The organism is Cohnella hashimotonis (genome assembly GCF_030014955.1).
Classification (GTDB): domain Bacteria; phylum Bacillota; class Bacilli; order Paenibacillales; family Paenibacillaceae; genus Cohnella; species Cohnella hashimotonis.
Map to the genome: position 1 here is coordinate 3,081,464 of NZ_JAGRPV010000001.1, position 13,014 is coordinate 3,094,477.

Genomic DNA, 13,014 nt, shown 5'->3' on the forward strand with positions numbered 1-13,014 from the left:
ACGAGATTCAAGAATTGAGGTTGAACGCCGATATGGCCTCTTCCAAATGGGCGCGGCAAGCCGCAAAACTGTACGGCCGCCTGTACAAAGTCTCAATCAAGCAGCGCGTCCGCCTGGCGTTCATGTTGATGATCGTGCTCGCGATCGCCGCCGTGGGCTTTTCCTCCTATGCGATCGCCGCGCGGGAGCTGCAAAAAAACGCGTTCGCGACGAGACAGGAGGCCGTGAACAAGACGGCGCAGATCCTCGACGAGAAGCTGTACCAGATCTCGAATGCCGTGCGATCGATCATGTTCAGCGACGCCTACAAGCAGATGATGACCGACGTGCGGAGCAACCGCATCGCCGATTATTACATTCATCTCTCCGAGCTGCAGTACGTCTTCTCCCAGGTCGGCTACAACGAGCCGCTCATCGACGGCATTTTGATCGCGACGCCGATCGGCGATTTTTATCCGATATCGCACCGAAGATCCCAGACGCAGTCCTTTTACGAATCCAATTTGTATTACGATATCAAAAATCTCACCGGCGGCATGTGGATCGCAGGCCACTCGGACAAGTTCTTTAGTGGAAACGACCGCGCGATTTCCTTCGTCACCAGGGGCATGGCGGACGACGATTCCGACACGAACGTCTTTATCGTCGTCAACGTGAACGAGAGCGGATTGATCGCCACCTTGAACCGTCACGCCGCGGACGGCGGCGATCCGTACTTTATCGCAGACGCGAATGGGGAAGAAGTCATGCGCACCGATTGGTCGGCTGCGCACGGCTTGCGCCGGGACGAGCCGTTTTTGCGCCTGGCCTCGGGCGGTCAAGGATCGTTTTTCTACGATTTCGACAAGTCCGAGTATTTGGTCAACTATTCGAGGTCGAGCGTCGAGCCCGACTGGCTGCTATATGGGGTTCAGGAGAAAAGCGAGCTGCTCTCCCAGATGAAAGGCGTTCAGCGCACGACGCTCGCTTATATGGGCATATTTCTGTTGTTGGCATGGCTGCTGTCGAGCCGGCTGACGGGGCTGCTGCTTCTGCCGTTGTTCAAGCTGCAGCGGCTCATGCGGGAGGTGGAGGACAACCGTCTGGACGTCCGGTTTGCCAGCCGTTCGGCGGACGAGATCGCCCAGGTCGGCCATCAGTTCAACCGGATGCTCGACGAGATCAATCGCCTCATCCGCGACGTCAGGGATAGCGAATCCAGCAAGCGCAAGGCGGAGATGCGGGCGCTGACGTCGCAGATGGAGCCCCATTTCCTGTACAATACGCTGAATACGATTTATTGCAAGTCGGTTCTCGGCGAGAACGAAGACGTGAACGAGATGATCATGGCGTTGTCGCAGATGTTCCAGCTGGGCTTAAGCGGAGGCAAGGACTGGAATACGCTCGAGGACGAGCTGTCCCATGTCCGGCAGTACTGCTCGATTCAGCAAAAGTGCTACGAGGGATTGTTCGAATACGAAGCGAGCTGCTCCGACGAAACGCTGATGGGTTGCCCGCTGCCCAAGATACTGCTGCAGCCGATCGTCGAGAACAGCATTCAGCACGGCTTCAAAGACCGCTCGTCCGGCGGCCGAATCCGGATTAAGGCGGACAGGGAGGATGGCTTGCTGCATCTGACGATCGAAGACAACGGTTCGGGCTTCGACGCGGAGAAGGTCAAGCAGGGCATGCAGCTGAGCCGGAACGCCAAGAAGGGCTACGCGCTCGTCAATATCAGGGAGCGGCTTCGGCTGTTCTACGGCGACGATGCGCGTATGGCGCTCTCCAACGCGGCCGATGGAGGCGCCAGGACGGATCTGTGGATTCCGATCGGACGAACGGAAGGTGAAGGCGATGAACGAGAATAAGATTAAGCTGTGCATCATCGACGATATCCGCAGCGTCGTCGACATGATCTCGCGCAAGCCGCCGTGGGGCGAACACCGGATCGAGATCGCCGGCACGGCGCTTGACGGCGAAGCGGGCATCGAGCTCGTACGCAAGACGAAGCCGGATATCGTGCTGACCGACATCCGCATGCCCAGGATGGACGGATTGGCGATGACGCAAACGATCCTGGAGATGGCGCCGGCAACCAAGATCGTCATCCTGAGCGCCTACACGGACTTTGCGTATACGCGGCAAGCGATACGGCTGGGGGCGTTCGACTTCGTCAAGAAGCCGTTCTCGATCGACGAGATCGTAAGCGTCGTGCTGAAGGCAAAGGACGCTTGCTTGTCGGAGCGTGAGGCGCTGACGCAGCGGTTGTCGCAAGAGCGCAAGCTTCGCGACGGCTTGCCGGCGCTGCAGCAGGAATATGTAGCGCAGCTCGTGCACCGCGCCTCAAGCGCCGATACGGTCGCTGCCCAGTGGGAGCGTCTCGGCATTCGCCTGGCGCCGGCACGATTCGGCTTGTTCGTCATCGAGCTGGACCGTCCTGCGGACCGGCTCGCTGCGATGCACGCGCGCGAGGTGGCGCTTCTTCGCTTTAGCATCCGCAATATTTTAGAGGAAACGATCGCGGGGCTTACGCAAGGCATCGTCCTGAGCGAAGCGGCCAACCGGTTCGTCTGCGTCGTCAATTGCACGGACAATGAAGCCGCGGAGCGCCTCTCCGAGGCATGCCGGGCGAATATCCATCGCTTTACCCGCTCGACCGTCTCCGTCGGGGTCGGCCGGTACGCGGCGACGGTCGAGGCGCTGCCCGTCGCTTACGAGCAGGCGCTTAGCGCGCTAGACTTTCGCTTTTACACAGAAGGCAACGGCGTCCGACTCTACGACGGCTCCGGCATGGAAACAGCGCGTGCGCTTCCGATGTACTCGGCGGCGACCGAGCACGAGCTGCTGATGGCGCTCCGCTCGGGTCATGCGGACCAATGCCAGCTCGTGCTGGAGACGATCTTTAACGATCTGCTGCAAAGCGAGCCGCTGCCGGCGCCGCGGCATGTCGAGCATCTGTGCTACGAGCTTGCTGCGAAAATTTGCCGGACGATGCGCGCGTCTTTTCCTACGGAGCGCGTCGCCGCGCTGGAGGAACGATGGCATGCGGCGCACGGCGTCCGCGGCGCATCGTTTCAGTCGATGAAGGCTTCGGTCGTGTCGATCGGCCGCGAAGCTTGCTCCTGGATCGAAGGGGAGCGGGCCGACGAGCCGACGAAGCTGATCTACCGCGCGAAGGCGTACATCTGCGACCATCTCGAGTCCGACTTGTCGGTGGAGCACTGCGCCAGGCGATTCAATATTAGTCCGGGCTACTTCTCCAACCTGTTCAAGAAGGTCATGGGCATCTCCTACCAGCAGTTCGTGATCCATCAGCGGATGGAGAAGGCCAAGGAGATGCTCGTCGAAGGCTACCAGGTTCAGGAGATCGCTTCGGCGCTCGGCTACGAGCATCGCCGCTATTTCAGCGAGAGCTTCAAGAAGCATACCCGTATGACGCCGTCGGAGTATAAATGGTACAGCACGGGGAAGCTCGATCCGGCAGCAGATCCGGCGGCAGAACCCGCGCAAGAAATATAATCCGGACGACCGGCAGTCCGAAAGTTCGCATGATATACATGAGTCGTAAACGCCTATATGAGGGACGACTCGCCAAGACAGCCTGATCCCGCCGCTCGCCGGCGGGAGGGCTGTTTTTGCCGAATAGCGGAAAACCTGCCCTAAATGTGAGGTTACCCGCATTATGCGCTGACAAGTCCCCTTCTATAATGAAGGCACGGCACACATCGATAGACGAAGGGGAGGTCAACGATCCGATGAACAAAAAGCAGCTGATGCTCGCAGCGCTAAGCGCGACGCTTGCCGGCGGTCTGGCCGCCTGCAGCGGCAAAAACGCCGGGGACGGTCCGGATGCCGGCGCAGCCGGACAAAAAACGAAGCTCGTCTACTGGACGGGCGACCGCCACGATTCGGAGTTCATCAAGGAAAAGGTGGACGACTTCAATCGCACCAACTCAGACGGGATCGAGGTGGAGCTCGTCGTCAAAGGCGACGACTTCGATCAGGCGCTCGACATGTCGTTCCAGACCTCGGAAGCGCCCGACGTCATCCGCGTCAAGGAAAACACGATCCAGACCTTTTACAAAAAAGGGTATCTGGCGCCGATCGACGATTACTTGACGGACGAACTGCGGGCCGAGTTCCCGCAAATGGACGTGCTGAACAGCTTCGACGGCAAACGGTACAGCCTGCCGAACTACGGGACGACGATGCGTCTTATTTACAACAAAGAGCTGTTCCAAAAAGCGGGCATCGCCAGTCCGCCTGCGACGCTGGCCGAGCTCGTGGAGGACGCCAAAAAAATAACGGCCGTCGGCAAGGCGAACGGGGAATACGGCTTCGCGCAAAACTTCAAAAGCCCGGGGAGCGCGCTCGGCCGCTCGGCGCGCGTCATCGCGGAGATGAGCGGTTACGGCGGCTTCGGCTACGACTTCAAGACGGCGCGTTACGACTTTACGCCGTTTAAGCCGATCATCGAAGCGTTCAAGCAGATGAAGGACGACGGCAGCATGCTGCCCGGCGTCGAGTCGCTCGACATCGATCCGCTGCGCGCGCAGTTCGCCGAAGGCAAGATCGGGATGTATCTGTCGTTCTCGGCGGAGGCGGGCGTGTACCAATCCCAGTTTCCGGCGAAAATCGAATGGGCTGCAGCGCCCGCGCCTACGATCGACGGCAACGTCAAGGGCGCCTCCGGCTTTTTGGGCGGTCAGTGGCTCGCGATCAGTTCCCAGTCCGCGCACAAGGAAGCGGCATGGACGTTCATGTCTTACATGTACGGCGATCCGATTCTGCAGCAGTACCAGGAGAAGGGCTTCGGCATCTCGATGGTGCCCGCGGTCAGCGAAGTCGCGGCCAAGCCCGAAGTATATGGCATCGATGGTTTTCTCCCGAACGCGCATGACGGGGTATGGCCGGTCTACCCGGCGGTCCCGGTGCAGGGCGCCAAGTCGGACGACGTGTTTTTCAAGTATATCCTGGACGGCGGGGATCTGGATGCGTTGATCGCGGACCTGAACAAGCGGTACAATACGGCGCTTGACGCCGCGATCGCGAGCGGGGACGTCGTCGCCTCGCCCGATCCGGCATTCGATCCCGCGAAGCTCGCAGGGCAATACGCAAGCTGAAACAAACGTGACCGGTCCGAGGCGGCTGCCGACGAGCACAGGGTACCGAGTCGGCCCGGTCCCCCCGCATGGGATCGACAGCAATGACGGCAAGGAGCGGATGAACGATGAGAAAATCGAAGGAGCTTGCGTTTTCTTACGGATTTTTATTGCCGAGCCTGTCGCTTACTTTGATTCTCGGCATTTATCCGATCGCGTGGGCGATGCGCTACATGTTTTACGATTACAAAGGCTTTGGCAAAAAAACGTTTATCGGCCTGGACAACTTCGCGCGCGTCATGCGCGACGGCGAGTTCTGGCATTCGGTTGCCAATACGTTCGCGTACGCAGGCGGCAAGCTGGCGCTGTCGATTCCGCTTGCGCTGCTGCTGGCGGTCGTGCTGAACCGGGGTCTGCGTGGACGGCACATTTTGAGGGCCGTCTTTTTTTTGCCCACAATCGTCAGCACCGCCGTTATGGCCGTCGTCTTTTTCGCGATCTTTAACGCCTACAACGGCGTTTTAAATCAGTTTCTGCTGAAGTACAAGCTGATCGGCGGCGCCGTAGATTGGCTGGGCGCCGACCATGCGATGCTTACGGTTGTGCTCGTCTCCGTGTGGGGCGCCGTCGGCAACTATATGCTGCTGTTTCTCGCAGGCCTGCAAAATATACCGGCGGACGTGTACGAGAGCGCCTCGCTCGACGGCGCGAACAAGCTGCAGCAATTCCGCTACGTGACGATTCCGATGCTCGGTCCGGTCATGCAGATGATTGTGATGCTGGCCATCATCAATGCGCTCAAAGGCTACGAGAGCATCATGGTCCTGACGGACGGCGGACCGATCGGGAAGACGAATGTGATGTTTCTGTACGTTTACAAGCTGTTTTTCCCGACCGCGGGAACCGGCGCGGCTTCGCAAATCCAGGAAATGGGCTATGGAAGCGCCGTTTCGTTCGTGACCGCCATCATCGTCGGCTTGATTACCGCGCTCTATTACTTCGGCTCCAAGCGAATGAATCGATACGCCTAAGGGAGGGATGCGTGCATGCGACTCGTTTGGAAGGCCGCGCTGTGGGCGTTTCTGCTCATTGCCGCGTTTTTGACGCTGTTCCCGATCCTGGTGACGATCCTGGGCTCGTTCAAGACCAACGCCGAGCTGACCGCAGGCGCTACGATACTGCCGTCAAGCTGGCAGTTTAACAACTACGTCGAAGCATGGCGGCAGGCGAAATTCTCGACCTATACGTTCAACAGCTTATTCGTATCGGTCGCATCAACGCTCGGCATCCTGCTCGTGTCGTCGATGGCGGCGTACGTCGTCGACCGGATGGCGTTTCCCGGCAAACGGCTGTACGTCGGCATGCAAGCCTTCACGATGTTCGTGGCCATCGGCGCTGTCGTGCTGCGTCCGCAGTTCGAGCTGATGATCCGGCTGCATCTGCACGATTCGCTGTGGGGCGTCGTCCTGATCCTGATCAGCGCGCACGCGTCGGCCTTTTTCATCCTGTACAGCTTTATGAGCGGCATCCCGAAGGATCTGGACGAAGCGGCGCTGATCGACGGCTGCTCCCGCGGCAGAACCTTTCTCCAGCTGATCGTTCCGCTGCTGACGCCCGGCCTGGGCGTGTGCGCTTTGTTCGCTTTTCGCGGGGCATGGAACGAATATTTGCTGCCGTTCGTGTTCACGCTCAGCAAGCCGCAGCTGCAAACGCTGACCGTCGGGCTCGCGAGCCTCAAGTACGGCATCTCCGCGGCCTCGCAGACGCATCTCATGATGGCGGGCGCATGCCTGTCGATCTTGCCGATGCTGGCCGTATATCTTTTTGCGAATAGATCGTTTATGCAGATGACGGCCGGCTCCTTGAAGGGATAGGCATTCCGGTTCGACTAATTGCATGGCGAATCAAGCGCGCAGTGAAAAGGAAAACCGGGGCCGGCAGCGAATCTTCTAGAGGAGAGCAAGCCCACTTCATGAATACGGAGGCCGGCCCATGGCGCAACTTTCGCAAATCGTACCGATCCTGCGCATTTTCGACGAAACGAAAGCCAAGACCTTTTATTTGGACTTTCTGGGATTCTCGCTGGATTGGGAGCATCGGTTCGAACCTGAAATGCCGCTCTACATGCAGATCTCCAAAGACGGCGTTCTGATTCATCTTAGCGAGCATCATGGAGATTGCAGCCCCGGTGCGGCGATCCGCGTCAACATGAACGGAGTGAGGGAGCTTCAAAAAGAGCTGATCGGCAAAAAGTACGCGTACGCGAGGCCGGGCCTTCAGAAAACGCCTTGGAACGCCGAGGAATGCACCGTTACGGATCCGTTCGGCAACCGTCTGATTTTTTGCGAATATCTCGCTTAAAGATGAATTCGCCCGGCAAAAAAGGCATCTCTTTTTAGAGGGATGCCTTTTCCTGTTCGTTTAGCGCGGTTGCCTTGTTAAATATTTCGTTGTCGGGTGTGTCTTTAAGACGTTTCATGAGCGTGCCTACGTTATCTTCGCCATATTCCTTGACCAAATACTGTGCGTGCGTTTCTCCCCAATCGCTCATCACGCGAATGACGGGCAACAGACTTTTTCCATGCTGCGTAAACGAGTACTCTACTTTTGGCGGGATTTGGTTATATACCTTCCGGTGGATGATTTTATGGTACTCCAATTCCTTCAGCTGCAGGGTGAGCATTCTTTTGTTAATGCCCGGAATTGCTCTCAAGAGCTCATTGTATCTCATCGTTTCGTTGGTCATGAGTTGGAATATAATCATGAATTTCCATTTTCCTACTAATATATCTAGCGAAGTCGTAAAGTTGCAGCCGACAAATTCATCGAATTGTGCGTAGTTTTCCTCAGTCATTTTGTTTTTCCCCCCGTTAAATCAATTGGTTTACTTTTTTAGACTATGCCTAAATAAAGTGCCTAGTTTAAATAATGATTGATATGTATTATTCTAAACCCTATCTAACGCATTATACAATGCCAGGGAAATCGAGGGGGAAAGAATATGTTATCTCCGGTATTTTTGGCGCACGGTTCGCCTTTCACCATTTTTGAAGATTCCAATTTCACCCAGTTTTTAAACCGATTCGGACAATCTCATCGCCCCAAAGCCATCGTCATCTTTTCTGCGCATTTTGAGAACGAGATCACGACGATCGCGGCCACGGATGGCGTTCACGAAATGGAGTACGACTATTACGGATTTCCGCCCGAATATTATCAAGTACAATATCCCGCAAGAGGATCGTCCATCGTCGCTTCTATCGTCGAGGAACGTTTGCGCAAGCGCCATATTCCCGTTCAACAAAAATATCGAGGCATGGATCATGGCGTTTTTCCGATTTTAAGGCATGCCTACCCGGAAGCTGACATTCCGATCGTGCCCGTTTCCGTTAACCCCTATTTGCCGCCGGAGCAGCAGCTTGCGATCGGAGAGGCCTTGCGCGGTCTGGAAGAGGACGGGATTCTCGTGATCGGCAGCGGTTTTCTGTCGCATAATTTATACGAATTCGACAGGGACCCGGAAGCGCCGCCGCGTGCGTGGGCCGCGGAATTTATCGATTGGATTCGCGAGAAAGTGCTCGCTAGGGATATAAAGTCGCTAGTCGCCTACGAAACGCTGGCGCCGCATGCGAAGAGAGCGGTGCCTCGCGCGGAGCACTTCGTGCCCTTGCTGATCGCGTTAGGCAGCGGAAATCCCGATAAAAAGCCGCAGGTTCTATACGATGAGGAAGTCAAGCATGGCTCGATGAGCAATCTCAGCTTCCAGTTTTGATGTGACATTTAACGGCTGTCTCGGCTTGAGCCGGCGGTCATTCAATTAAAACGCGCCAGATTGGCGCAAGATAACACGGAATTAGCCGGAAAACCCATTAAAGGAGTCCTTCCCATGCAGGTCACACAGCAATTCGACCCCCAGGTCCTCAGCCATCTGAAAGGCAAAGTAAAATTAATCGAAAACGAAAAAGGCGCCATTTATTTGGTCGGCCCCATCAAGCTCCCTGTCAATCTATATGGGGAGACCGTCGAGTTCAAGTGGTATTGCTGGCTCAATTGCGATGAAGTGACCGATGACTTCGAGCGAATCATCGCGAAGCTGTCGTCCGCCAACCTGGCCGAGCTGCAGCAGTCGAGCGTACTCGTCCATGGCGATTTTGCAAATGCCGAGCATGCGCTTATCCGGTTTCACTCCATTTGCCATACCGGCGATATATTCGGCAGCAAGCGCTGCGACTGCGGCTACCAGCTGAAGCAATCGATGAAGCATGTCGCCGACAATGGGAACGGCGCTATTTTTTACTTGGCAAACCACGAGGGCCGCGGAATCGGTCTTTTCAGCAAAGCGCTGGCTTATATTCTGCAGGAGAACGGCTACGACACGGTCGATGCCAATCTCCAGCTCGGCTTCGTGGACGACTCGCGCGATTATGGCGATGCGATCAAGGTATTGAAGGAGCTCCGTTCCAAGCCCGTCACGCTGATCACGAACAATCCCAAGAAGCTCGAAGCGCTTCGTCAGGCCGGCCTGAACGTGGAGGATCGGGTTCAACTGTGGGGAGACGTGTCCGAATACAACGAGAAGTATCTCAAGACGAAGATTGCGCGCACAGGCCATTTGAATGAAGATGAAGGCTGCTGCAACAATGACTAACCACGAATATTACATGAAGCTTGCCCTGCAAAATGCGATGGCGATGAAGGGCCAGACCGATCCGAACCCGCTCGTGGGATCGGTCATCGTCAACGACAGCCGCATCGTCGGCGTCGGGGCGCATATGAAGGCCGGCGAGCCCCATGCCGAGATTCATGCGATTCGCATGGCAGGCGACCATACGCGCGGCGCCACCATTTATGTCACGCTTGAGCCCTGTTCCCACCATGGAAGGACGGGGCCTTGCGCGGTGGCGATCGTGGAAGCCGGCATCCGGCGGGTGGTCATCGCCGCGCTCGATCCGAACCCGCTCGTGTCGGGAAGAGGCGTCGCCATTTTGCGGGAAGCGGGTATCGAGGTCATCGTCGGCGTCTGCGAAGAAGGATCGCGGAAAATGAATGAGGTGTTCAATAAATTCATCGTCAGCGGGATCCCCTTCGTAACCTTGAAGTCCGCAGTGACGATGGACGGGAAGACCGCAAGCTACGCTTCCGACAGCAAATGGATTACCTCCGAGGCCGCGCGCGAGGACGTACACCATCTCCGCAATCAGAACGCCGCGATCCTCGTGGGCGTCACTACGATTATCAAGGACGATTCCCAATTGACGACAAGAGTGCCGAACGGGAGAAATCCGGTGCGCGTCATCCTGGATTCAACCTTGCGGCTTCCCTTGAATGCGAAGGTCGTAACGGACGGGGAGGCGCCCACCTGGATTTTTACCACGTCGTCCTACGACCCTGCCAAGAAAAAAGCGCTGGAAAAGGCCGGCGTTATTGTTTATGTAACCGGGAAAGAAGGCCGGGTCGATCCTGCGGAGGTCGTCCGGCGATTGGGAGAGCAAATGATTTCCTCGTTGTTGATCGAAGGAGGAAGTGAGATTAACGCTTCCTTTTTCGAAAGCCGGCTTGTCGACAAGCTTGTCATCTACATGGCGCCCAAATTAATCGGCGGCCGGGGCGCGCCGACGTTTCTAGAAGGCACCGGCCTTGAAAAAATGAATGACGCGGTAGAGGTAAGCGATCTGCGCGTTGAAGCGATCGGGAAGGACTTTAAATTTACCGGTTATCCCATATATAAAGAGCGGTAAATGAGGGGGAAGCGAATGGTGGGAGAGGAACTTCGCGAGAAGGCAGGCATGGAGATCGGGCTATATACGCTTGCGGATATCGTTCCGGATCCGTTCACGAATCGGATCATTAGCGCAAGTCAAAGAATGAAAGAAATCCTCGATGCGGCGAAGCTCGCGGACGAAGCGGGTCTCGACCTGTTCGGCGTCGGGGAGCATCACCGCCTGGATTACGCCACATCGGCGCCGGCCGTCGTACTGGCCGCCATCGCCCAACGCACAAAACGAATCAAATTGACGAGCGCGACGACTGTGTTAAGCACCGTTGACCCGGTTCGGCTATTCGAGGACTTTGCGACGCTCGACCTCGTTTCGGACGGACGTGCGGAGATTATCGCCGGCCGGGGCGCGTTTGTAGAGTCTTTCCCGCTCTTCGGCTACGACACCGACGATTACGATGCGCTGTTCGAAGAAAATCTTCAGCTGTTTCTGAAGCTCAACGAATCGGAAAAAGTCACTTGGGACGGCCGATTCCGCGCTCCGCTGCGAAATGCGGAGATCGCTCCCCGTCCTCTCCAGCAGCGGCTGCCCATTTGGGTGGGCGTGGGAGGAACGCCGGAAAGCGCGGCGAGAGCCGGAAGGCACGGCGCCGGCATGGCGATCGCGATGCTGGGCGGCGATCCGGCCAGATTTTTGCCGCTCGCGGATGCTTACCGGGAAGCCGGCAGACGGGCAGGCTATGATGCAGAGCAGCTTAAGATCGGCATTACGGGACACGGTTACATCGCCAAAACGTCTCAGCAAGCCAGAGACGAATATTATCCTTATTATTCGAATTATTGGTCGTACGTGAACCGCCAGCGGGGGATGACGTTCCGGCTGGACCGTTCGGACTTTGAACGAATGGCCGCTCCCGAGACGGCATTGTTCGTGGGCAGTCCGGCGCAGATCGTGGAGAAGATCCTGCGTCAGCACGAAATGTTCGGTCACCGGCGATTTCTGGCGCAGATCGATATCGGCGGACAGCCCTTCCATCAAGTGGCCCAAAGCATCGAACTTCTTGCGACGGAGATCGCGCCTGCCGTGCGGAGAGCGACGAGCCAGACGCACAAAGCCCTGCAATTAGGATGATTCCTCCATCTGAGCTATGATAGATTTTAGCTAGAACAACCCGATGGAGGAAGGATGATCGACATGGAATATGTGAAACTGGGGAATACGGGGCTGGATGTGTCCAGACTTTGCCTGGGCTGCATGAGCTTCGGGGATGTGAGCAAGTGGACGCATCCATGGATTCTCGACGAGGAGAACAGCCGTCCGATCATCAAAAAAGCGCTCGATCTCGGCATCAACTTTTTCGATACGGCCAATATTTATTCGACTGGCGCAAGCGAGGAGATCGTCGGCCGGGCTTTGAGGGATTATGCGAACCGGGATGAGGTCGTCATCGCGACCAAGGTGTTTTTTCGCATGCAGGACGGACCCAACGGCGCCGGACTTTCCCGCAAGGCGATTTTGAGCCAGATCGATAAGAGCCTGAAGCGGCTTGGGACCGATTATGTCGATCTGTATCAAATCCATCGCTGGGACTACAACACGCCGATCGAAGAAACGATGGAGGCTTTGCATGAAGTCGTCAAGGCGGGCAAAGCAAGATATATAGGCGCGTCCGCGATGTTCGCCTGGCAGTTCCTCAAAGCGCTGCACGTCGCCGAGAAGAACGGGTGGACGCGGTTCGTTTCTATGCAAAATCACTACAACCTGCAATACCGCGAAGAGGAGCGCGAGATGCTGCCGCTCTGCAAGGAAGAGAAAATCGGCGTGATCCCGTACAGTCCGCTCGCGGCAGGCAGGCTGCTGCGCGACCCGGGCGAGACGACGTCCCGCTCCGAAACCGATCAGGCGCAAAGGTCCAAGTACGATGCGATGCAAACGGTCGACTTGCCTATCGCGCAGCGGGTTGCAGCTATCGCTGCCGAGCGCGGCATTCCGCGCGTACAGGTCGCCCTGGCGTGGATGCTGCAAAAAGAGGTCATCACATCGCCTATTATCGGCGTGACGAGTATCGCTCAGCTCGAAGAAGCGATACCCGCGACGACCATCAAGCTGACGCCGGAGGAGATGGCGTCGCTGGAAGCGCCTTATGTGCCGCATCCGGTCGTCGGCGCTCTCTTAAGTTACTCTTAAGTTAATAAAGATAGGATCCCTTATCGCTA

12 protein-coding genes are annotated in these 13,014 nt (G+C 56.8%); 11 read left to right on the top strand and 1 reads right to left on the bottom strand.

Translation table 11 applies throughout. The features are described from left to right. Positions 1 to 14: 14 nt before the first annotated feature. The 6 genes from KB449_RS12395 (at position 15) to KB449_RS12420 (ending at position 7,442) form a co-directional block, all read left to right on the top strand. Entirely contained in the window at positions 15 to 1,847 is a 1,833-nt protein-coding gene (locus tag KB449_RS12395; protein ID WP_282908673.1) for a cache domain-containing sensor histidine kinase, read from the top strand. Further along, entirely contained in the window at positions 1,834 to 3,498 is a 1,665-nt protein-coding gene (locus KB449_RS12400) for a helix-turn-helix domain-containing protein (RefSeq protein ID WP_282908674.1), read from the top strand. Before KB449_RS12395 ends, KB449_RS12400 begins: the two co-directional genes overlap by 14 nt. 236 nt (positions 3,499 to 3,734) lie before the next feature. Beyond that, complete coding sequence (locus KB449_RS12405; RefSeq protein WP_282908675.1) at positions 3,735 to 5,102, top strand: ABC transporter substrate-binding protein; 1,368 nt, start codon at positions 3,735 to 3,737, stop codon at positions 5,100 to 5,102. Positions 5,103 to 5,209: 107 nt separating this feature from the next. Next, a complete protein-coding gene (locus tag KB449_RS12410) occupies positions 5,210 to 6,112 on the top strand; it encodes a carbohydrate ABC transporter permease (RefSeq protein WP_282908676.1) in 903 nt (300 codons plus the stop codon). Positions 6,113 to 6,127: 15 nt separating this feature from the next. Beyond that, positions 6,128 to 6,955, top strand: coding sequence for a carbohydrate ABC transporter permease (locus tag KB449_RS12415; protein WP_282908677.1), 828 nt, complete (start codon positions 6,128 to 6,130; stop codon positions 6,953 to 6,955). Between the two features lie 118 nt (positions 6,956 to 7,073). After that, the gene (locus tag KB449_RS12420; protein ID WP_282908678.1) at positions 7,074 to 7,442 is read left to right on the top strand and encodes a glyoxalase superfamily protein; all 369 of its coding nucleotides are present in this window, start codon (positions 7,074 to 7,076) and stop codon (positions 7,440 to 7,442) included. 34 nt (positions 7,443 to 7,476) lie between these two features. Here KB449_RS12420 and KB449_RS12425 read toward each other — a convergent pair whose 3' ends face one another. Then, on the bottom strand, positions 7,477 to 7,935 hold the full coding sequence (locus KB449_RS12425; protein WP_350356221.1) for a winged helix-turn-helix transcriptional regulator: 459 nt from the start codon (positions 7,933 to 7,935) through the stop codon (positions 7,477 to 7,479). A gap of 147 nt (positions 7,936 to 8,082) precedes the next feature. Between KB449_RS12425 and KB449_RS12430 the strand changes: the two genes are divergently transcribed. The 5 genes from KB449_RS12430 to KB449_RS12450 all read left to right on the top strand — a co-directional run bounded on the left by KB449_RS12430 (position 8,083) and on the right by KB449_RS12450 (position 12,985). Then, on the top strand, positions 8,083 to 8,853 hold the full coding sequence (locus tag KB449_RS12430) for a DODA-type extradiol aromatic ring-opening family dioxygenase (protein ID WP_282908679.1): 771 nt from the start codon (positions 8,083 to 8,085) through the stop codon (positions 8,851 to 8,853). Positions 8,854 to 8,967: 114 nt separating this feature from the next. After that, positions 8,968 to 9,729 carry a GTP cyclohydrolase II gene (locus KB449_RS12435; protein WP_282908680.1) on the top strand — a complete coding sequence of 254 codons (762 nt, stop codon included), beginning with the start codon at positions 8,968 to 8,970 and terminating at the stop codon, positions 9,727 to 9,729. Then, entirely contained in the window at positions 9,722 to 10,819 is a 1,098-nt protein-coding gene (gene ribD / locus KB449_RS12440) for a bifunctional diaminohydroxyphosphoribosylaminopyrimidine deaminase/5-amino-6-(5-phosphoribosylamino)uracil reductase RibD (protein WP_282908681.1), read from the top strand. Before KB449_RS12435 ends, ribD begins: the two co-directional genes overlap by 8 nt. Positions 10,820 to 10,834: 15 nt before the next feature. Continuing rightward, entirely contained in the window at positions 10,835 to 11,929 is a 1,095-nt protein-coding gene (locus KB449_RS12445) for an LLM class flavin-dependent oxidoreductase (RefSeq protein ID WP_282908682.1), read from the top strand. 63 nt (positions 11,930 to 11,992) lie between these two features. Further along, on the top strand, positions 11,993 to 12,985 hold the full coding sequence (locus KB449_RS12450; protein WP_282908683.1) for an aldo/keto reductase: 993 nt from the start codon (positions 11,993 to 11,995) through the stop codon (positions 12,983 to 12,985). Positions 12,986 to 13,014 lie beyond the last annotated feature (29 nt).